Source organism: Micromonospora sp. WMMC250 (assembly GCF_027460215.1).
Classification (GTDB): Bacteria; Actinomycetota; Actinomycetes; order Mycobacteriales; family Micromonosporaceae; genus Micromonospora; species Micromonospora taraxaci.
The window spans coordinates 7,271,739-7,292,787 of record NZ_JAPZBJ010000002.1; the positions used below are offsets into that span (position 1 = coordinate 7,271,739).

General features: G+C 68.3%; 16 protein-coding genes and 1 pseudogene. 9 read left to right on the top strand and 8 right to left on the bottom strand.

Annotated elements, in window-relative coordinates:
- Positions 1 to 1,394: 1,394 nt before the first annotated feature.
- Positions 1,395 to 2,078, top strand: a pseudogene (locus tag O3438_RS33070) (reverse transcriptase domain-containing protein); the annotation flags it as partial.
- A 48-nt stretch (positions 2,079 to 2,126) separates the two neighbouring features.
- Positions 2,127 to 2,528 carry a group II intron maturase-specific domain-containing protein gene (locus tag O3438_RS33075; RefSeq protein ID WP_269683841.1) on the top strand — a complete coding sequence of 134 codons (402 nt, stop codon included), beginning with the start codon at positions 2,127 to 2,129 and terminating at the stop codon, positions 2,526 to 2,528.
- Positions 2,529 to 3,003: 475 nt separating this feature from the next.
- On the opposite strand, the gene O3438_RS33080 is transcribed toward O3438_RS33075, so the two are convergent.
- From O3438_RS33080 to O3438_RS33105, 6 genes are all read right to left on the bottom strand, one after another.
- Positions 3,004 to 3,360, bottom strand: a complete 357-nt coding sequence (locus O3438_RS33080) for a hypothetical protein (RefSeq protein ID WP_269683386.1) — start codon at positions 3,358 to 3,360, stop codon at positions 3,004 to 3,006.
- A 655-nt stretch (positions 3,361 to 4,015) separates the two neighbouring features.
- Complete coding sequence (locus tag O3438_RS33085) at positions 4,016 to 4,306, bottom strand: hypothetical protein (RefSeq protein ID WP_269683387.1); 291 nt, start codon at positions 4,304 to 4,306, stop codon at positions 4,016 to 4,018.
- Positions 4,307 to 4,624: 318 nt separating this feature from the next.
- Complete coding sequence (locus O3438_RS33090) at positions 4,625 to 5,410, bottom strand: hypothetical protein (protein WP_269683388.1); 786 nt, start codon at positions 5,408 to 5,410, stop codon at positions 4,625 to 4,627.
- 117 nt (positions 5,411 to 5,527) lie between these two features.
- Positions 5,528 to 6,079: a kinase gene (locus tag O3438_RS33095; RefSeq protein WP_269683389.1), complete on the bottom strand. Its 552-nt coding sequence runs from the start codon at positions 6,077 to 6,079 to the stop codon at positions 5,528 to 5,530.
- Positions 6,076 to 7,317, bottom strand: coding sequence for a methyltransferase, FxLD system (gene fxlM / locus O3438_RS33100; RefSeq protein WP_269683390.1), 1,242 nt, complete (start codon positions 7,315 to 7,317; stop codon positions 6,076 to 6,078). The genes O3438_RS33095 and fxlM overlap by 4 nt, the downstream gene beginning before the upstream one ends.
- 398 nt (positions 7,318 to 7,715) lie before the next feature.
- Positions 7,716 to 8,771, bottom strand: a complete 1,056-nt coding sequence (locus tag O3438_RS33105) for a hypothetical protein (protein ID WP_269683391.1) — start codon at positions 8,769 to 8,771, stop codon at positions 7,716 to 7,718.
- A gap of 613 nt (positions 8,772 to 9,384) precedes the next feature.
- On the opposite strand from O3438_RS33105, the gene O3438_RS33110 reads away from it, so the two are divergent.
- From O3438_RS33110 to O3438_RS33140, 7 genes are all read left to right on the top strand, one after another.
- Positions 9,385 to 10,983 carry a glycoside hydrolase family 3 N-terminal domain-containing protein gene (locus O3438_RS33110; RefSeq protein ID WP_269683392.1) on the top strand — a complete coding sequence of 533 codons (1,599 nt, stop codon included), beginning with the start codon at positions 9,385 to 9,387 and terminating at the stop codon, positions 10,981 to 10,983.
- The gene (locus O3438_RS33115; RefSeq protein ID WP_269683393.1) at positions 10,980 to 12,032 is read left to right on the top strand and encodes an Ldh family oxidoreductase; all 1,053 of its coding nucleotides are present in this window, start codon (positions 10,980 to 10,982) and stop codon (positions 12,030 to 12,032) included. The genes O3438_RS33110 and O3438_RS33115 overlap by 4 nt, the downstream gene beginning before the upstream one ends.
- Positions 12,029 to 13,633, top strand: a complete 1,605-nt coding sequence (locus tag O3438_RS33120; RefSeq protein ID WP_269683394.1) for a hypothetical protein — start codon at positions 12,029 to 12,031, stop codon at positions 13,631 to 13,633. Before O3438_RS33115 ends, O3438_RS33120 begins: the two co-directional genes overlap by 4 nt.
- On the top strand, positions 13,630 to 15,759 hold the full coding sequence (locus O3438_RS33125; protein ID WP_269683395.1) for a glycosyltransferase: 2,130 nt from the start codon (positions 13,630 to 13,632) through the stop codon (positions 15,757 to 15,759). The genes O3438_RS33120 and O3438_RS33125 overlap by 4 nt, the downstream gene beginning before the upstream one ends.
- Before the next feature lie 169 nt (positions 15,760 to 15,928).
- Positions 15,929 to 16,774, top strand: coding sequence for a sugar phosphate nucleotidyltransferase (locus O3438_RS33130; RefSeq protein WP_124776496.1), 846 nt, complete (start codon positions 15,929 to 15,931; stop codon positions 16,772 to 16,774).
- Positions 16,775 to 17,080: 306 nt separating this feature from the next.
- Entirely contained in the window at positions 17,081 to 18,433 is a 1,353-nt protein-coding gene (locus O3438_RS33135; protein WP_269683396.1) for a helix-turn-helix domain-containing protein, read from the top strand.
- Positions 18,430 to 19,095: a 2'-5' RNA ligase family protein gene (locus tag O3438_RS33140; RefSeq protein WP_269683397.1), complete on the top strand. Its 666-nt coding sequence runs from the start codon at positions 18,430 to 18,432 to the stop codon at positions 19,093 to 19,095. Before O3438_RS33135 ends, O3438_RS33140 begins: the two co-directional genes overlap by 4 nt.
- A 230-nt stretch (positions 19,096 to 19,325) precedes the next feature.
- On the opposite strand, the gene O3438_RS33145 is transcribed toward O3438_RS33140, so the two are convergent.
- Together O3438_RS33145 and O3438_RS33150 are read right to left on the bottom strand one after the other, a co-directional pair.
- Positions 19,326 to 19,868: an AAA family ATPase gene (locus O3438_RS33145; RefSeq protein WP_124776502.1), complete on the bottom strand. Its 543-nt coding sequence runs from the start codon at positions 19,866 to 19,868 to the stop codon at positions 19,326 to 19,328.
- A gap of 167 nt (positions 19,869 to 20,035) precedes the next feature.
- A complete protein-coding gene (locus tag O3438_RS33150) occupies positions 20,036 to 20,989 on the bottom strand; it encodes a DUF5954 family protein (protein WP_124771769.1) in 954 nt (317 codons plus the stop codon).
- Positions 20,990 to 21,049 lie beyond the last annotated feature (60 nt).

The window sequence follows — 21,049 nt, forward strand, 5'->3', positions numbered from 1 at the left end:
TGGGACGGCGCTGCTCGTTCCCCCGTGCGAGCAGCGCCGCTCTATCGGCGCCGACTGATGGCAGCCTGACCTGCCTAAGCAGGCGGGGAATTGCAGGCCGGGGAACGACTTGGTGTTCGAGGTCGATTACAGGCTCTGCCGACCGAGCATCCCGGCTTGGCCTGGCGCACTCTTGGGCAGCCTGCCGGAAGTCCCGCGTGTTTGTGGCCCGCTACCGGCCAAGACGCGCCCGGCTACCGACCCCGCAGCACGTGCTCGCACGTCACCGCCGGCTGACCGAATACGCTGGCGTTCTTGCCCGGCTCAGTGCTGAGTCACCCTTCGGTACCGGTCGAGCCGGCCGGGCCTTACCGGCAAAACGGGCAATCGGCGAGGCCGACGCCATCCAACCGCTCATCTGAAGTCCGGCCATCGAACGCATGTACGATCCGGTGGTGGCGGAGGAGGTAGTGAGGCGGTGGTGGAACGGCGTCGTGCGCCACGAGGCGCTATTGATCGAGTGGAGGTGGGAGACCTTCACCCGCTCGCTGTCGTAGCAGTGGGCGTGAAGCTGGAGGCAGCCTGACCGTGGGAACGCGCGGGAGGGTGGGAAGCAGCCTCGACAACGCCGGGATGGGTTGGCACTGCCAGACGGCCCAGGTTCGGCAAGCGAGACGGAAAGGTGTACGTGAGGAACCGACGTGTAAAGCCTCTTAATTCCACCACCGGCTCGAATCTGGTGGATATGGGCCGGGATCGCGGACGAACTACCCGGGCTGATGCTGTTCGGGTGGGCATCACGGCGGCGACAGTCTCGCTGTCCGTGGTGGCTGCGGGGAAGGTCTACGGCGTACCCGTAGCAGGCCGCAGGGGCAAAGTCGGGCACCTCCTCCGTCGATCGATCGGTAGTGAACGTGGGAACCGTCGGGTGCGGACCCGCCGTGACGCGGCCAGCGTGGCGGAGATGGGAGGGCGCGTTGTCCTGCCGGGGCATCCCGATGGGGCGGAGTCCGCGTAGTAGTCCGAGGGCGGGAAAGCCGTCCATGGCGAAGGCGGGCAGCGGGCTCGCAGGGAGGGATTGTCATGCCAGGAGGTCGCTGGTGAATACCGGCGCGCCGTGGCCAAGTCTCGACGAGGCGTGGCGGCGGGTACTGGAGATTCAGACCAAACTGCATCGATGGGCAGGCGAGGATGGTTCTCGTCGGTTTGATGATCTGTTCAACCTTGTCACTGATCCCGCGTTCCTGATGGTGGCGTGGGATCGGGTGCGGAGCAACACCGGCTCGCGCAGCGCTGGTGTGGACGGCTTGACCGCCCATCACCTTCAGGCGCTGGTCGGTGCGGAACCCTTCATGGGCATGATCCGGGAGGCGGTGCGGTCGGGACAGTTCCGGCCACTTCCGGTGCGGGAGCGCATGATCCCCAAGCCGGGCAGCCTCAAGAAGCGCCGGTTGGGGATCCCGACCGTCGCGGACCGGGTCGTGCAGGCGTCGCTGAAGCTGGTGCTGGAGCCGATCTTCGAGGCGGACTTCCATCCGTGCTCGTTCGGTTTCCGGCCTCGCCGACGCGCCCAGGACGCGATCGCCGACATCCACCTTCTGACATCCAAGTCATACGAATGGATCTTGGAGGCGGACATCGAGGCGTGCTTCGACTCGATCGACCACGCCGCGCTGACGGCGCGGATGCGTCGGCGCATCGGGGACAAGCGCGTTCTGAGCCTGGTGAAAGCGTTCCTCAAGGCCGGGATCCTCACGGAAGCCGGCTCCCGCGAGGACACGCACACCGGCACTCCGCAAGGGGGCATCCTGTCTCCGCTGTTGGCCAACATCGCCCTGTCCGTGCTGGACGACTTCGCCCAGCACATGTGGCAGACGGCGATGTCAACGAAAGGTCTGCGGGCCAAACGTCGCCGGCACGGCCAGCCAAACTGACGGCTCGTCCGATACGCAGACGACTTCGTCATCCTCGTGCACGGCGACCGGCATGACGCCGAACAGCTACGCGACGAGGTGGCCGTGGTACTCGCCGGGATGGGCCTGCGCCTGTCTCCGCCGAAAACCACGGTGGCCCACATCGACGAGGGCTTCGACTTCCTCGGGTTCCGCATCCAGCGGCACCAGAAACGAGGCACGGGTAGGCGATGCGTGTACACGTACCCGTCCAAGAAAGCGGTCACCGCGATCAAGGACAAAGTCCGCGCGCTCACTCACAGCTCAGCACAAGCCGACCTGACCGCCCTGCTGGAACGCGTCAACGGCGTACTACGCGGGTGGAGCAACTACTTCAAGCACGGCGTGTCGAAGCGGACCTTCAGCTACCTCGGTGCCTTCACCTGGCGCCGAACAGCTATCTGGATCCGCAAACGACACAAGGGCCTGACGTGGAAGCACCTCCGACGGCGCTTCATGGCCGGCGGATGGACGATCACCGACGGACAGCTCACCCTGTTCAACCCGGCCTCGGTCACCGTTGCTCGGTACCGACGCCGCAGCGTGATCCCCAACCCCTGGACGCCACCGACGCGTCGTCTGACCCAGCCGACGTGAGTCCGTGGAGAGCCGGATGCAGCGAGAGTTGCACGTCCGGTTCGGAGGGCGGGCCGAAGAAACGGACCAGACGAAAGTCCGGCACGGCGCTTCGGCGCGACCCCACTGGGGACGCCTGACTCGGCGCGATGTCTGGTTGATCCGTCAGACGCGATGGAAGGTGGTAGCTCGTACCGGAGACAGTGAAACCGGGCAGATGCTGCGCTTGACGTACGACTCGAAAGACGAGGCAGCAGCGATGGTCGATCGTCTCTTGCGCGCCCACTCGGCAGGGCGGTGGCGCGAACAGCAAGGTGGCACGCCGCCCTAGGAATCGATGCCGCCGGGAGTCAAGTTGCACCTCTTGCAGCACGGTGAGTTGGGCAGGCGGCGAGGTCAGGCGCCGGCGCGCCCATTTGTAGATGGGCCGGTGCCTTCCACCCCGCCAGCGTACGTAGAACCACGTCAACACAATGCTGGGCTCGTTCCCCATCGATCAGATGGTCGCCCCCTGCTGGGAGCATTCCGGCAGGCCCATGCCACCACGTTGGGAAGGGGCGATGTACACCTCAGCGAGATAGCCAGCCCTCCCGTCGTGCAGCACGATCTCGTACCAGAGATCGGATCTGACGCCGGCCGGGTTCTGGTCGATCCCGGCGCTGGTCAGGTCGCGGTTGGTAACGGCTTCGCCGCGTTTCCAGCAGCGGGCCACGAGCTTTGCTCCACTCCATACCTCGGTGCCGGCGACCATGCACCCGCGCTTTGCGCAGCGAGCCACCGGCTTGGTCGACAGATAGGAGGGTGTGGTGTCTTCGGCCAGTTCGGTGGGGCCAATGGCGACTTTGTTCTGCACGGTGACGACTGACGAGGTACCTTCCAGCCCTCGCTCAGCCGGCTCACCGTCACGCCGTCCTATCCAGTAGCCGACCACAACGGCGCACAAGCCGGCGAGGGCGGCGGTTATCCAGCGAGGGTGGCGGTTGGGATTCCGTGGCATCGGCTTCGCCGGTGTGGGCGAAGGCTGCGGTGGACCAGCGGGTTTGATCTGTTCGCGAACCATCTCCCATCGCATCCGCCACGCGAGCAGGTCGCCGTCGCAGTGGCTCACGAATGCCTCTACTGTCTCCCAACTCGGCAGATGGTCGCCGCCAGCGGCCTCCGTGAGGGCTGTGCGGGATCGACCTGTGGAGCGAGCCATCTGCAAGTACTTCGGGTTGCCCGCGGAGCCTCGAAGATCGCGGAGTGCCTGCGCGAACGCCTGGACAGGGCCAGCGTCGGCGTCTATAGGACGCTCAGGGCGCGGCATGGTGGCTCCCAGGACACTCCGGATCGAAGCCCCGCAACGTTGCTGGCCTCAGTCACACGGCGGCATCACCAGATTACAAGGTGTGGCTGGACGGGCGACAGTGTCTGTCGGGTGGGTGTCACGAGTGCCGATCCTGTAAGTCCGACAGTCCCCCGGTGATACGACCGGGGCCGCACCACCGGGGGCCTGCTGGGAGCAGGTATCAGTCCTGCCAGCACTCCGGTTCGCCCGGCGTGGGCTGGTTGGCCGAGTTGGGGGTGTTGAGGTATCGATCGGCGATGTAGCCGACCTGCCCCTTGGCGGGGCCGTCCAACGGCGTGACGAGATGCCACCGGCGGTTGGCGTAGGGCCCCACGGCCTCGCCCCAGTCACCACAGATCAACTCGACTGTGGTGCCGTAGTAGACGAACCGGTAGTAGACGCGGTCGACCGCGCTCATCCAGGCGAAGTTGCGGAGGTAGATCCCGGAGTAGGGATCGTTGTCCGCGTCCACGACCTGATAGCGAAGGGTTGCAGCGACCGTACGCTCCTGACCTGCCCCGGTAGCGGGAGACGCTGCCGCCGCAGGTGTTCCGGTGAGAGCGAAGCCAGAGAGTAGAGCGCACAGCAGCGCCAAGGCCCGGGAGCCGTTCCTGTACGGGACCATGATCCTCCTCCGTCGAGAGGCGACCAGCGGGCGCTGGTCGTCGTCGTCCCAGTTCTAGAGGCCGGTGTGGTTGTCCATCCCGGACGACGGTCAATTCGCCCGGCGACGGTAAATACCAGCCGTCCGCGAGGCCGCGCTGGACCGGTGCGCCGGCGGTTGTCCGGTTCAAGCCCATCGCATCAGTGCCTGAACGTCGCGGCGTGCCCGATTCAGCAGCTGTCGCAGGTACGCTATCCGGGACGTGGTCGAGTCACTTCCTGGCAGCACGGTGTGCAGGCGGATCTCGCGGCAGGTCAGCAGGAGCAGGTTGACGTAGTAGGCGGTGGCGATGCCGGCGTCGTGCATACGTTCGGCGATCGCGGCAGTGAAGGTCGGGCTGGCCGTGGCGCCGACGTTGTGCAGCAGTGCGAGGTCGTAGCCGGGTAGGTAGCTGCTGCTCGAAGTCGATGAGAGCGCAGTGCTCGTGGTCGAGGAGCAGGTTCGCGGGTAGGGGTCGCCGTGTGCGGTGACCCGGTCCGGGCCGAGCTGGCCGACGAGGGTGTGGAGGGCGTACTGGTTGGCGTCGTCGAGGAAGCCGGCGGCGTGTTCGGCTTCGACCCGGCCGTGGTAGTCGATCGGTTGCGGCAGTGGCGGTGTCGGCTTCCAGGCGGCGAGGGTGTCGAGGGTGTCCAGGACCACCTGTGCGGTGGCCGGGCTGACGTCGCGAGTGAGGTGGCGTTGGTCGTCCAGGCGCTGCCCGGGTAGATGGGTCAGGACGGTGAGGTGGGCGTCGGCGTACAGGACCTTCGGCACGCGCACGGGGGGCGGCTGATTGGTAAACAGCTCGTACGTGCGCAGTTCGTGTTGGCGCCGGCCTGCCCAGTACGGGTCGTCGGTGGTCAACAGCTTCACGATCACCGGTTGGCCGTCGCGGCGGCCGGTGGCGACGACGGCCTTGTCAGTGCGGTGCACCCACCCGACCGGTGCCCACCCCTGCGGCAGCGGCACGGGCGACCAGCGCCGCAAACACGTCATCCGCCCCGGCCGCCCCAAGACCGGCATGGTCTGGGGTTGCTCTGGGTGGTGCGGTCATGGGACGACGGGGAGCAGGTCGTCGTTGCGGCCGGTCAACGGCAGGCCGGCGGCGGTGGCGATGCGTTCGATCGCTTGCTCCAGGGTGGTGGTCTCAGGCAGGACGAGTTCGTCGGGCCAGCCGAGCACGTCGCGCGGGGTGTACCAGCTGCGCAGGTGGTCCGGCGATACCTCCGCCGCCATGGGACGCGTTTCGTGGCGTCGCAGGGTTTCTGGCAGCGACACGTCAAGGTAGACGAAGAGCGTTCGCCCGCGGTGCGCGTCGCGCAGCTCGGTGAGCATGCTCCGGTACCGGGCGGTATGCATGATTCCTTCCAGGACCACGTGGTAGCCGTGATCAAGACAGAAGCGGACGTTCTGCGCCATGAGGGTGGGCGCGAGACCACCTGGCCTGTCCCGTTCCCGCAGAAGGATCCGTCTAATATGATCTTGGCCGACGAGGGCGCAGCCGCGGCCGTGCCGATACCGCAACTCACGGGCAATGGTGCTCTTGCCGGAGCCGGAGTTCCCCCGAAGGCAGATCAAGATCGGCAACTCGGTGTTGCTCATCGGTCTGTCTCCGGCCAGGTGATCGCGGTCAGCGTGTGGCGGCGGGGCACGAGCAGCCGCAACCGGTCAGTGTCGGGCAGTCGCGTGCCGGCCGGATGCACGGTGATGTCCGGGCCGGCGCCGGCCCGGAACTGCTGATCCCATGCCGCTATCAGTTCCATCAAATCGCTGGTCAGTCTGGTGGCGTGCGGACCGAAGCCGTGCCCGCCGAGCTGCCACGTCGTGGTGTCGTGGCGGCGCATGGTCAGGTAGGCGAGGCTGTCACGGGTGAGCAGGGTGGGGCAGAAGAAGCGGTCCTGTGGATCCAGCAGGCCGGCGGTGCGGTCCCGGTCGACTCTGAGTACGCCGTAAGGGCGAGGTTGACTGGCCAGCCACAGGTGCAGGCTCTCGATGATGTCCATGTTCGTGTCGTCCAGGGTCACCGGGGAGGACACCTCAAGCCGTGGCCCATCAAGAGCAGCGCGGAGGGCCTCGGCGTCGGTGGTGGTGGTGTCGTCATCCAGGGTGAGAACAGCGTCGTCGCCACGCAGCGGCACCCGGCGGGCCGAGTTCCGGCCGTGGCCTTGCATCGCGACGAAGCCGCACTGCACGGACGCTGTCGCGGCCAGGTGGTCACCTGCGGACTGCAGGGTGAGGCAGCGAGTGTTGCCGCGCATCCGCAGAGGCACCACCAGTCTGCCGGCTGGTGCGAGTTGGTCGGTCCATGCGGGTGGGAGGTCACTGGCCTCGACCGTGACGAGCACTGCGTCCCACAATCCAACAGCAGGATGGCCGTGTGCGCCATCGGCGTGGACCACCTGGACCTGCGGGTAGCCGGCCCGTGCCAGCGCCCGTTGCGCATGGGTGACGACCTGCCCGTCGATGTCGATGCTGACGACCGCTCCGGCCGGGCCGACGACCTCGGCGATCAGCGCCGCGTTGCACCCTCCCGAGCCGATCTCAAGAACCCGGGCTCCGGGCCTCAGCCCGGCGGTCTCCACCATGTACGCCTGCAACCACGGCGCGGAAATCGAACTGGTCGCCCTTCCGTCCGAGCCGCGTCGGGTGACGACAACATCATTCGCATACGCGCTCTCGATGCTGGTACCGGCCGGAGCGAACAGGTGCCGCGGCACCGCGGTGAACGCTGCCGCCACCTCCGGTCGGGTAATCCAACCCTGACTGCGCAGCTGATCGACCAGCTGCCGGCGAGCGTCCTGCGCCGCCAACGTCTCGGTCGTCCTGCGTTCTGGTGCCACGAGGACATCTCCTCCCTCGAACGAATATCAGGTGAGCAACCGGGCCGACCGCGACCAGCATTGGCCCCATGCTGGGATGCGGAAGGTCGAGATCAGGAGACCGGTACGCCTGGCGGGTCGACCCGTCGGCTCGCGCCTGGAGGTACTCGCCGACGCGGCGGACCAGCGGTGAATTTCCTGGGGGGCGGAGGGCATGCGGGCACCGTAGAACTCCAGGTAGCCGACACGCCCGCAGCGCCGCGCACCGACAATGTCGGCACATCCCGACACCAACTCCAACACCCGCAACCTTGATTGGTTTCGGCAACATCTGATGGCGCTACCGCGCCGGCTATGGGCCCGAAGAGTGTCCACCGGTGATGCCGCGGGCAGGAGACATGCACGACCCTCCGAGATGATCACCGTGTGGGTGATGTCCGCGGCAACTCACGAAGTTCGCGGAGGATGTCGCGGACCGCTAGTGAGCGCGGTGCGGCGGGGGCGAGTTCGTCGTGCAGTCGGTGTAGCAGTGCGACGCTGCGCACGGAGCTGACGGCGGGTAGGCGACCAAGGGCGAGGCGGGCTGTGCTGACCGCGAGGTCGAGGTCACCGGCGGCGTGGTGGGCGAGGCTGAGCCAGGCGCCGTGGCGTAGTGCGGAGCGTTGCGGGGAATCGGTGGGACTGGTGTGCGCGCGGGCGTGGAGCAGCCGTTCAGCTTGGCGAAGGAGTCCTGGCCGTTGAATCGGGACCTGCTCTGCCAGTACGACGAGGCCGCGGCCGGTGATCGCGTCCAGTTCGACCCGATCGATGTATGACGCCCATGGGGGAAGCGGGGCGTCGGGGGCGGTGTCGAGGAGTGCGAGGGTGTTCTCGCGCATGTGGAAGAAGCTGGTGAGGTCGCCGGCGACGGCGTGGGCGAGGCTGCTGCGGGCGGTTACCAGCGAGCGGACGGCGGGCGGAGCCTTTGCCGCCGACTCTTGGGCTGCTGAGGCAAGTTGCAGGGCGTCGAGGGCGTGGCCTCGGTCGGCGGCTTGGTTGGACATGAGGGCCAGGATGCTTGCGGCGAGGCCGGGATCGCGAGCGGCGTGCGCGGCGCGGAGAGCGGTGAGGTACCAGCGTTGGGCGAGGCCGTCCTCGTTGGCATCGAATGCCATGAACCCCGCGGTTTGGGCGAGTTGCGCTAGTGCGGCGGCGAGGCGGCGGCCGGCCTCCGCGTTGTAGGACGCGCGGCGCAGGAGCCGGGCTACCGCGGTGAACTGGTCACTGACGAATCCGCGGGCGGCACCGCCTTGGTGGTCGTCGAGCTGCTGTGCGTGGGCGACGACGGTGTCGATCATGTCGAGTAGCGGTGGGGTGACCGGTCCGCCGTTTCCGGCAGCCGCGATCAGGCCGGGGTGTGGCTGGTGAAGTGCGGTCCAGGCGTGGGCGGTGAGCGCGGCGCCGGTGACAGCGATGATGGTGCGACGGGTCGGCACGGGTCCTCCTACGAGGCTGAGCAGTCCGTTGCTGTCCCAGGGTAGGTCCATTGCGTGGTTCGCCGGCAGCGCTGGATGCGGACGCGGGGCCGTTACCCCCCAGACGTCCTCGAACATCAGGTCGCTTCTGAGCTTGGCGGAAAGTACCTCGACGACGAGTTCGGGTATGTCACCGTGCGGCACCGCGCCGTCTGAGACCCATTTGTAGGGGGTCTTGGGGTGGACTCGGCGGGTGCTGCCGCGGGCCACCAGAGCCGAGTTGATTCGTCGGGCGAGGGCCTCGGGCCCCCATTGCGCCTCTCGGAGCAGGCCGGCCAGACGTCGATTGGCGCGGGAGGTTGTGGGTTCGGCCTCCACGGTGGGATCCCCTTCCGGGTGCGAGTAGTGCAGCCGCGGGCCTGACAGTAGCGGCCACGGTCAGTGGCGGGGAGCGAAGCGCACCATCCGCACCAGGTTCCAAGCGAGCGGCACCGATGGCACTGTCTCGATGCCTGCCCCAGGCGCTCGAAACCGACAAAGGTCGATGTGTGGGCAGGGCCAGGCATCGGTTGTCACTCCGGCCGTCCTGCAGTTGATGCCCATCAGTCGACCTGCGGTCGCAAGGAGAGCTGTCATGCCACGTCTGTTTTCCGGCCAGCCGGTAGGAGTCGATCCCGTCCTCACCGCTGACATTGATCTGCTGGTGCGCCCCGGCCGGATGTCCCTACGGCCCGACGATTGCGCTCAGTCACTGCATGAGCAGGCCGCTAGTGAGCCGGGCCGAATCAGTAAAGCCATCGTCTCAGGCCCGGCCCGGTTGAGCCAGGTCACCCGGACGGCGAGCGAGAACTCGGTCGGTTGGCCGCCGCTGCTGCTGAGCGTGAATCAGGAGGGCGGCCGGCTGAACGCGCTGGACTGGCCAGGCGTGGCCCAGTTGCCGGGAAACCTGGCGCTCGGGGCAGCAGGGGACGAGGACCTGGCCGAGCTCGCTGGGGCGACGATCGGTGAGCAGCTCCGGTCGGTGGGGTTGACCTGGAACTTGGCGCCCGTGTGCGACACCACGGGGTGGCCGGCGACTGCTGCGGTTGGCGCTCGCTCCTTCGGCTCCGATCCTCAACGGGTTGCGCTGTTGGCGGCAGCGTACGTACGCGGGCTGCAGAGGGCCGGCGTCGCGGCGACCGCCAAGCACTTTCCCGGTCTGGGCGGGGTTGGTGGGGACCCGCACCACGTCGCGCCGGTGGTCGACCGACTCGGTCCAGGTGCGCTGCTGCCGTTTCGAGCGGCGATCGACGCGCAGGTGGCGTGCGTGATGGTCGGCAGCCACACCGTGCTCGCCGTGGACAACAAGCCGGCGTTCGCATCGCCGCGCGTGCTGGATCTGTTGCGCGACAAGCTGGGCTTCGGCGGTGTGGTGGTGAGCGAGAACCTGTCGATTCCTGCGGTGCACGAGCCGCTTGGCGGTCCGGCCCGCGCGGCGGTCGCCGCGGTGGTCGCCGGGGTGGACATCGTGATGCTGGACTCGGAGGTTTCCCGGGGGCATAGCTCAGCGGCGGCACGGACGGCGGCGGTTCGGCGTCGCGCAGAGGTGGTGCAGGCGCTGGCGACGGCGGTCGAGCAGGGCGTGATCGACCGCCAGCGCATCAGCGAGGCCGTGGACCGTGTGCAGGCACTGCACCGGCGATACGGGCTGACGCCCAGCTCGCTCCGACCGGACTGGCCGTCGGCGAACGCGGCGGCCTGGCACGCGGCGGAACGGATCGCTGACCGTTCGGTGGCGGTGGTGCGCGGAGACCGGGTCCTTCCGCTGGACGTGCCGCCCGGCAAGGTGCTGGCCTTGGTGTGGGTGCCTGACGAGGGGCAGCGGCGGGCCGACAGTGCCCGCTCAACGCCGGACTATCTGCCCACGCTTTTAGCCGCGCGTCACCGTGTGGTGCAGGTGCCGGTCGGCGCCCCAGTGCCGACAGCCGGCCCCGTGATCGTGTACGGCTACGACACCCGCACCACAACGGCGGGTCCGAGTAGAGCTGTCCAGGAAGCCGCTCGGCTGATTGAGCGCGGGCGGATGGTCGTTCAGGTCGCATTCGGAGACGTGGACGACCTGGCCAGTTCGCCCGCGCCGGTGTTGGTGGCCGCGTTCAGCCCGCACTGGGCGTCCGTCGCGACGGTGGCCCGAATCCTGCTCGGCGACGGCCGCGCCCACGGTCTCGTACCCGTCTGCGGTGCGTCATGGTGACCAGGGTTCCGGCCGGCCAGCTCGCCAAATTCCTGCAGTGCCTCTACGAGGCAGCCGGGATGACCCGAGCCGGGACGCGAGTGATGGCCGATACCCACGTGGAGGCCGACCTTCGTGGCATCCCCGGCCACGGCAGCCGATTGGCACCCGGCTACCTGGACAAGCTACGCACCGGGCACCTGAACCCGCGTCCCCTGATTCGGACCGTGCAGGACGAGGAAGCCGTCCTGGTCGTGGACGCCGACCTGGCCCCGGGGCCGGTAGCCGCCCGCTTTGCGGTCGCCGCAGCGATGCTCCGTGCGCGGCGGTGTGGCATCGCCGCCGTGACCGTTCGTCGGGCCGGTCATGTCGGCGCGCTCGGCATTCCCGCTGAGCAGCTGGCCCGCCGCGGCCTGGTGGGCGTGGCCGCCGCGCAGGCGTCGGCACGCAGCGTGGCCCTGCACGGAGGCACTAGCACGCCAGTCCTGGGCAGCAGCGCACTGGCGGTCGCCGTTCCAGGTCCGGACCCGCAGCGCCCCGTGCTGGTGGACCTGGCAGCCGCCGCGATGTCCTGGGGCCACCTGCACCACCTGGCCCGCAACGGCCAGACGTTGCCCAACGGGGTTGCCCTCGACGCGAGCGGGCATCGGGTCCGCGATCCGAACCTCGCTGCGGCGCTGTTGCCCGTGGGCGAGCGCGGCCAAGCCTTGGCGATCGTCCTGGAACTGCTGGTCGGCGCGCTGACCGGGAGTACCCCCTTGCCGGCAGGAGACGACGGCCGCGGGCTGCTGGTTGTTGCGGTCGACCCTCGACGCCTCGCCGTCGCCCAGTCGCTGGCGACCGGCGTTGCCGCCGTCGCCCGGGCGGTGCGCGACCAGGGCGCCCGAATGCCCGGGGATCGCGCCTGGTCCCAGCACGACCGGGCCCGCCAGGACGGCATCGCCCTCGACGCCGACGATCTCGCTGCGCTCATCGAGGCCGGCCGTCACCTGAACGTCCGTGCACCACACGGATGGATCCAACCCGAACCCCTCGACGCCACCGCCGGATCACAGAAGGAGCAGATGTGAGCAGTCCGACCAGCACACCGACCCTCAGCGGACCACCGACCGTCGACCAACCGGCCGCCGAACCACCAGCCCTCTGCAGCGGTGCGGCCCGATCCGAGGTCGCCCGCCACCTGCAAGCCGTCCTCGACCTATCCGACCCCTACCCGGTCGTAACCGCGGCGCGCGAACTCGCCGCCGGGGCGCTGGAGCGTGCCCTGGCTGACGTCGTTGCGGGCCGGCTGCTGCACGAGCCCACCGGCCGCCGCATCCCGCTGCAGGAACTACCCGCCCGCACGATCGCTGCGCTCACCCGCACCCACCACCTCGACGCCGACCAGAGCGACACCCTGGGATTCGCGCTCCGCTGCGCCTTCGCCTGGCCTGGCGTCGTCGGTACCCCGGACGCGCCGCACGCGCTCAAGTCGGTGCTCCCGGCCGGATTCGCGCCGATCGCCACGGTCGAGCAGATTGCCGCGAGCCAGGCCACCGCCGGCCCCGATGGGTTGAACACCAGCTACATGATCTCGCAGATGAAGGGCGGCATGTCCGCCGACTTCGGCATCGGCTGCCCTTTGATGTGCGCCTACTGCTACCGGCGCGAAGGCGACACCGTCGACGGCTACCTCGGCTCCTGGGAGCCGACCGGGTTCCTCGAGCCCGAGGATGTCGTCGCGCGGCTGCTGTCGCACCCGTGGTTCACCCCGCACCACACGCCCATCGGCCTGCACATGTCCACCTCCGAGGCGTTCCTGCCGAAGCTGTGGCCGCGGACCTGGCGTGCGTTGCAGCTGCTCGACGAGCTCGGCCTGACCAACCGCGTCTCGTGCATCACGAAGTACACCCTCTCTGACGAGCAGATCGACTGCCTGGAATCCCTCGTCCACGTCGACCTCGACATCAACGTCTGCTACGCCGCCATGCCCGAGTCAATCGAGCCGCCAAACCGTGGGCGCAGGCTTCGGTTCCTGCGCCGCATCCTGCACTCCGAGAAGATCAACGTGCTGGCGTACTACCGGCCGATCGCCGAAGGGCTCAACACCAACGACGCTCACCTGCGTCACGTCTGGCAGACCTTCAAGGACGCCGACGCCCGCACCGTGGTCCTCGGCGGGCTGAAGTTCGCCGACGACCACGTCCAGTCCTTCATGTCCTACGGGCTGCCCCTGCCGGCAGGGTCCTTCACCCCAGGCAAGAAGCTGCTCACCGCCGGCACCGAAGCGCGGATCATGGCCGCGTTCGACGAGGTGTACGCCGACGTGGCCTCCGACTGGCGCCCCGCGGTCCTGAAACGATCCTCGTGCGGTCGAGCGGTGGAACGCGGCAGCCACATCCCCGACTACAACGGCCACTACGACCAGCCCACCACGAACTGCCGCCTGCGCTGCCCCGCCGCCCAGCACGAGGTGTGCGCGGCAGCCCAGCCGCCGGACGAGGAAACAGTTCGGCACCTCCTGGCACGCATCGGCAGGCCTGACGCGCGCGTGGACATCACCGGCATCACCACCGTCGTTCACGCCGAGCTGAGCCCGTTCGAACGAACGTTCCTGCGCCAGAACCTGCTCTTCCCGGTGCACACCGCCCGGCAGGCCGCCGAACTCGTCGCCGGAAGGATCACCCGATGACCGCCGCCGCACGCCCCACGCCTAAGCGGATCTTCCTGCCCCTGGCCGAGTCCCCGTTGCTTAGCCACCACGGCGAGGAGGACGTCGACCTCGCCGTGCTCCTGGCCACGACCGCTGACCCCGAACCCGCGACCGTGCGGGCGCTGCTGTCGATCACCGCCGCCCTGGCCGCCGATCGGATCGCCCGTGCGCTCGACGAGCGAACGGACCTACCCCTTACCTCACTGGCGCTACTCGTGGCGCACCGGCCCGACGCTAAGCAGGCGACCGGTGCCCTGAGGGGCAGACTCTTCCCCGACAGCAGCTCACCCGGTGCATGTCATCGATTCGCCCGCACCATGGCAACGCTCGTCCACCAGCCCGCATCGGTCGACGATGCCTACCTCGACAGTGAACGATTCCGCGCATCCGCCGCCGCAGCCGACCCGGCTGTCCTGGAACAGCTACTGGCGCCGATCTTGGACGGGGGCACCCTGCCCGGTCCCGCCCAGAGCGGGCTGCTCGCGCTGCTCGACGCCCGCGCCGGCCGCGTCCCAACGGCCCCCCTCGATTTGGCGGGCGCGACCGCTCTCGACCGCGCCCGCCAGCAGCAGGTGCGCGCCGCGCTTCTCGCACGGCGCGAACAGACGATCCGTGACCTCGCCGACCACACCGCGGGACTGACGCTGGCCGCCGAGCTGTGGTTTGACTCGCTCACGGCCACCGCCGACACCCCCGCGCAAGCCAGCCAAGCCCTCGCCGTGGCCGAGAACGCCGCAAACAGCCTCGCCTCGGGAGAAGACCCGGCCTGCGCCTGGCCTGCCGTCCGTCGCCGCTGGCAGCACGTCACCGCCGCCGCGAGCGCCGCCGGAGCCCAGTCGGGCGGTTGGGAGCAGGCGTGGCAGGCAGCCGAGTTCACCGACGAGGGCGCTCGATGGGACGACACTCAACGCGCCCTTGTGGCCGGCTATGACCTGCTCGCCAACCACGTTCGCAGCACCTGGGGATCACCCGACACCCCGCCCACCCCCGACCACTACTGGGCCGCCGACCCCGCCGGCCGCGCGCTGCTGCACCTGGTTGCCGACCACCTCACCGGCCACCAGACGCACAGCCCTCTCCCGCACTACAACGACCAACTCCTCATTGCCTTCGTGAACGGCCTCGCCAAGAACCGTCACGACAACATCCCCGCGGACCTACACCTGCACGGCCTGATCGCCGCCGTCAAGGCCGCCCGGTCCAAAGCCGCACTCCTGACCCGGCCGGTCCCCGCGGACCTCGGCATCGTCGTGCCGATGCGCGCCGAAGCCCACCGCCTCACCGCCATGCACTGTGACGACGCGCTCACCGTCAAGGTCGCTCAACTGGGCTGGCTCCTGCAAGCCTGTCCCGACGCCCACGCCGACCTCCTCCTGGTCGACGAGAGCACCGACGGCGCCTCGGCCCGCGCCGCCCGTGCGATCGACGTCGACCACCCGCAGATCCGCGTGACTGTCGTCCAACGCCCCGACGACACCAGTGCAAAAGGTGGCGCCGTGCTCTGGGGCCTCACTGAGCTCGCCGGCGCCGGCCGCACCATCCTCGCCTACACCGACCTCGACCTCACCTACCCCTTGGAGCAACTCGGTCTTCACGTCGCTGCCCTTGACCAACCCGGCGTCGGCGCCGTCATCGGTTCCCGCCGCCGCCCCGACTCCCACGGCTACTACCCGCCAACCGGCCCGACCCCCACCACCCGGCTTTACCAACGAGCCGTTCGGGACCTGCTGCACCTCGACGCCACCGACCCGCAGGCCGGCTTCAAAGCCTTCCCGGCCACCGCCCTGCGCACCGCACTGCCCCTCACCGCCGACCACAGCTTGGCGTTCGACACCGACCTGCTCGCCGCCATCGCCCGCTGCGGACACACCGTGGCCGAGGTCGGCGTCGCTGCCCTCCACCAGTACGTCGAAGGTCACCGGAGCACCCCGCACGATTACGACACCATGCTCAACGGCGTTTACCGGCAGGCCCTGCGCCACGGCCTCGACCCCGAGACACGCCGGACCCCGACGTGGGACCGCATCCGTCAGGCCGGCTCCCTGGCCGCAGCCGCCGCCAAGTCCACGACCACCACCATGCTCAAGGCACCCGCCTCACGCTGACGAAATATCGCGGGCCGCCGACGTCGACACGCCGGCGGCCCGCACCCGTGCGCGCCTTCACCATGTGCCCCGATTCGGACCAGTGCGATGCGTAAACTGGCACAGATCCGCCCGGCTCACTGTCGCCTTAACCTTGACGGCCGGTGCAACCCAACCGAAAGGTAAGCGCGTGAGGGCCGTCATCGCTGTCGCCGGCATGGGCAGCCGCTTCTTCCCCATCGGCAAAACCATCAACAAGTGCATGCTGCCAATCCTCAACCAACCAGTCGTCGCCTACGCAGTCGCTGACTGCGTCGCCGCAGGCGCCCACGAGATCGCGATCGTCACCGCCCCCGGCGAGATCGGCCGCCAGGTGCGTCATTACTTCACCGAAGACCACGACCTGAAGGACTACTTCACCGCACGCGGCTGGCAGGACAAATACACGCCCCTCGCCGACCTGCACAGCCAAGCCGACTTCACGTTCATCGAACAACCACGCGACGATCGGTACGGCACCGCGCTGCCCGCGATCGTCGCCGCTGACTTCATCGCCGGCGACGACTTCCTCCTGGTGGCCGGCGACGACCTTTTGCTTCGCAACGACGGCGGATCGGACCTCGCCGACCTCGCCGCTGCCCGGGCCGCCGCCGGAGTACCGGCCGCACTCGCCGCCGCCACGGTGCCCGGCGCCGAGGCCCACCGCTATGGCATTCTGGCTCCGCGAGTAGCGGAAGGTCACCAGCTACTCGATCAGCTGCTGGAGAAGCCGACCACCTACGGCGAGCTGACCGCCTACATCAACATCAGTCGCACTCTGCTACCCGCCGACGCGATGGCCTACTTCCAGAAGCTGACCCCGGCGCCGAACGGCGAGTACCAGGCCACCGACGCCGTCATCGCTTTCGCCCGCGACAACGACGTACTGATTCACCCCGTCACCGGCGAGTACCACGATTGCGGCAATCCCGCCGGCTGGTTGGCGGCCAACAACGCCGCAGCCCAAGCGATCGTGGCCTCTGGGCCTCGCGCATGATCACGAATGCCGGCAGGGTAAGAGGCTGGTCGGTCGACACGCCCGCAGCGCCATGTGTAGATAATGTCGGCATATGCCGACATCAAACTCCGACAAAACCTCGACATTGTGACCCTGCCGTGGGCAGCCGCCGCTCTCGATAATGGGCATCTGACGATTTTGCACGGTCTCGCAGCGATCAACGGTTGCACCGGTGCATGCTGAGATGCTCGTATGCTTCGCCGGACCGCGAGATTGTCACAGGCGACACTGATGGTCTCCACGGACCATGGCCACAGTGTCTGCAGTCGACCGGAGGTAGCAGCGATGGCTGACAGCGACGAGATCAAGGTTGCCCGCCGCGCACTCGGCCGCCGACTCGCTCAATTGCGTAGGGCTGGCAATCTTACCCAGCACGACTTGGCGCGGCTCGTGCAATACGGCCGCAGTTCCGTGGCGAGCACCGAGACTGGCCACCAGCACCCGGACCGTGCTTTCTGGGCGCGCTGCGACACCGTCCTGCAAACCGGTGACGCGCTCGTCAGTGAGTACGACCGCATCACCGAGCTGGACCGCCAACGACGACGGTCAGCGGCGATCCAGGCGGTCAGGAGCACGTCAGTGCCGGTGACGCCCGACGCTGGCCGCGAAGTCCCTGCAGCAAACGGCGGTGCTGCGTTCTGGGAGCGCGAGGACACCATCAACGCCCGCCGTCTGGCACTGAAGTCTTCCGTCGATGACAACATTCGTCTCGCATATCTGGAACGCGAGGTCCGGCAGGCGATCGCCGACAACGAGCGCCTCACGCCGGTCATCCTCATGGCGCGTATGCGACCGCTTCGGTCCTACGTCGACCAGCTCATGGCAGGCCGGCAGCACCCACCGCAACGCGCCCGGCTCTACGCCGTCGCCGCTCACCTGTCTGGCCTTCTCGGCGCACTCGCCCTTGACCTCGGCGCATTCGGTGCGGCGCACGCCTATGCCGCCGAAGCGTTCGACCTCGCCGAGGCTGCCGAGCAGTCCGAAGCGCAAGCCTGGGCACGGGCCACGCAGAGCCTGATCGCCTTCTACGCCGGTGACTACCATGACGCGCTGGCCTACGCCCAGGACGGCCTGCGCCGTGGCGGCGCCAGCGCGCAGCGTATCCGCCTCACGATCAACGGTCAGGCGCGGGCACTCGCCCGCCTCGGCGATCGGTACGGCGTCGACCGCGCCGTCGATTACGCGTTCACCATGCTGTCCGACTACCCGGCGGGCTCGTCGGTCAGCGCTAGTCTCGCCCTCGGCCCGTACTGCGCGGCCAGGACCGCGGCCAATGCGGCGACCGCCTACCTGGCGCTCGGGCGTACCGCAGGCGTCACCAACCATCTCACCACCGCGATCACCGCATTCGACACCGCAGGATTGGCTGGCCCACGTGCACTCAGCCGCCTCGACCTGGCCACCGCACACCTGCACGCCGACAACCCCGACCCCGAGGAAGCAGGCGCACTGGCGGCGGAGGCCCTCACTCTCACCGCGGACCAGCGTTTCGAATCGGTCCACCAGCGCGCCCGTCAGTTCCTCGCTGCCGCCCACCCCTTCGCTCGCCACCCACAGCTACGGCACGTTGCCGACCTGCTTGTCGACCGCACACCGGTCGCTGGCACCGGGCAGGCCGCTCTACCATCGCTGTCATGAGCAGCCGGGAACTGGCCAGCCTGCACGAGCGCTGGACCGCCTACCAGGACCTGCCCAGACTCACCGACCATTGGTACTGGCGCCCGGGCTGGCGGGCCGACCGCCAGTTCTACACCTGGCACCTCACGTTTGAACATCAACCGGAACTCGATCACCTCGTCACCGCCGTGCAGAGCCAACTCACTCTGCCCGGACTGGACCTGGTGCCGCTCGACGGGCTCCACCTGACCATGCAAGGTCTCGGCTTCACCGACGAGGTCACCAACAGCGACCTCGAAGCAATCGTCACCGAAACCCGGCGACGCTGCGCTGGCATGTCGCCTCTAGAGCTGTCACTTGGCCCGGTCGACCCCGACGCCGAAGGAATCGGCTTGCTCGTCCGTCCCTGGGACCGCGTCGAACGACTCCGAGCCACCATCCGCGATGCCATCAACGCGGTATGGGAGACCGTGCCGGAGGCCTCAGAAGGATTCCGGCCACACGTGACGATCGCCTACAGCGGCTCGCAAGCGCCTACCGCACCAATCCGCGACCGCCTCAACGCCATCCGCCACCAGCCACCAGCCTGGGTGACCATCCGGCAAGCAACGCTGATCGCGCTGCGCCGAGAACATCGCAGTTACGAGTGGACAACGGTGGCGACCGCGCCCCTTGGCTTGTGACCCACTGACCATTCACCTCAACGAGCCTACGACTGGCCGGCGAGGCCATGGCTCCGGCGCCGAACGGTGAGTGCCAGGCCACCGGCGCCGCGATCGCCTTCGCCCGCGACAACGACGTACTGATCCACCACATCACCGGCGAGTACCACGACTGTGGCAATCCCGCTGCCTCGTTGGCGGCTAACAATGCCGCAGTCCAAGCGACCGTGGGCTCTGGGCCGCACGTCTGATCACGACTGAGCCGACCGCGCCAACACCTGCGACGCCAACTCCACTACCGGCAGCTCACCATCTAGCACCACCGTGTCAACCGGCAACAAACCGACAGCGGCAACGCAGCGGTTCACCTGCTCCAGCCGCCACGTACGCACCTGCGCATCACGGGCCGGGTCATCCGGCCAGATCGACTGGGCCTCAATTCGAGCCTGAAGCACGCGGAAGGGCACGTCGATGAAGAAATGGTCGACGCCCACGCTGTGGGCACGCAACCGACCGAAAATTTCCTCAAGATACGACGGCACCACCACGGTCATCGGTACCACGAGCGTGCGTCCGTACTCCTCCAGTAGTGCTATCGCCGTATCCGCCACGCTACGACGCCACACTCGTAGATCCTGGAAATCGCCGCTCGCGGGCAGCGGAACTATCTCGCGGAGCATGAACCCTGGCAACTCCGCATCGAACATCAACAGCCGAGGATCCTCCGCAGTCAACATCTCCGACAGAGTGGTCTTCCCCGCGCCGAACGCACCGTTGATCCAGATCAACTTCATGTACCGCTCCTCACGCGCCGATGGTGTACGACTCAAGAACCCGGTGAGGATCACCCCGCTGCCCGGCGTTCGCCGAACAGTCTCCGTGAAGCGCTTGGGCAGCCTTGGCTAGGAGGGTGGTGGCCGGTTGGTGGTTGTCCAGCCCGATGGTGATGCCGTTGCTCGTCTTAGCGCTGGCGGCCCGCGCCCGGTGGCTGGTCTGGATCGGGGTCCGATGGTCGGGGCATTTCCGGGCCGGTGGCGCCCATGCGCAGCAGGGTCTCGATGCGGGTGACCCGGAAGTGGCGCCCGAGCGCGGTGACGTCGTCGACGGGACTGGTGTCGAGGGTGTCGGCGGCTTGTTGGTAGGCGGATGCCTGGTCGTCGGTCAGCCTCAGCAGGCGCGGTTCGATGTGGCGCAGGCCGAAGGCGATCTCGTCGCGGGCAAGCTGCGGTGTGGCCACCGCGCGACTGTAGGGCCGCCACGACCCTGCTACAGATTCGGCTGCCGCGTAGCGGGTCGGCAGGATGACCCCGACTGGGTGGGAGGCGACGGCGGCGACGCTGTCGGCGTATACGTTGGCGGGCACCTGGGCGCGGGGGTAGTGCGAGGTCGTCAGCTCTGCCCGCAGCATTGCCTCACTCAGGCCGGTCGCCCCGTCTGGGTCGATGACGATCTCTGGGGCGAGGAAGCTGTCGTGGTCCTCGGCGTCGCGGGGGTCGCGGTCGGTGGGTCGGGGCGGTTCAGGCCCGTCCGGGCCGAACCGCGCGAACGTGTCCACCCGCACGATGCGGTGCACGCGACCGTTGATCACCACCTCGTTCACCTTCTCCCGGTCCAGGACGCCGAGCGCGGTGGTCAACTCCGCAGCCAGCGGGGGGTCAGTGGTCTCGTCGAGCTGCTCCATGAGGTGGTGCGCAAGCTCGTCCCGCGCGGCCTGCGGCGTATCCGACATGACGGCGTACACCTGCCACCGCCCGCGATCTATGTGCACCGCGTGGCCGAACAGTGGGGCGCCGATGCGGCTCTTCGGGTAGGTCACCGTTCGCCGTGCCGCGTCCTCCTCGGTGACCGCGCCGACCGGGTCGGCGGGCTGCTGCACCCGCAGGATGACCGGCGGCCGCACTTCGTCCGCACTCATGCCACGGATTGTGCGACGGCCCGATGACCTGTGTCACGAGGGCGCGCCTTTACCGCGGTG

Coding starts and splice junctions, on each gene's coding strand:
- O3438_RS33125 (WP_269683395.1), top strand. CDS start 13,630: ATGACCGCCGCCGCACGCCCCACGCCTAAGCGGATCTTCCTGCCCCTG.
- O3438_RS33135 (WP_269683396.1), top strand. CDS start 17,081: ATGGCTGACAGCGACGAGATCAAGGTTGCCCGCCGCGCACTCGGCCGC.
- O3438_RS33110 (WP_269683392.1), top strand. CDS start 9,385: ATGCCACGTCTGTTTTCCGGCCAGCCGGTAGGAGTCGATCCCGTCCTC.
- O3438_RS33150 (WP_124771769.1), bottom strand. CDS start 20,989: ATGAGTGCGGACGAAGTGCGGCCGCCGGTCATCCTGCGGGTGCAGCAG.
- O3438_RS33140 (WP_269683397.1), top strand. CDS start 18,430: ATGAGCAGCCGGGAACTGGCCAGCCTGCACGAGCGCTGGACCGCCTAC.
- O3438_RS33095 (WP_269683389.1), bottom strand. CDS start 6,079: ATGAGCAACACCGAGTTGCCGATCTTGATCTGCCTTCGGGGGAACTCC.
- O3438_RS33145 (WP_124776502.1), bottom strand. CDS start 19,868: ATGAAGTTGATCTGGATCAACGGTGCGTTCGGCGCGGGGAAGACCACT.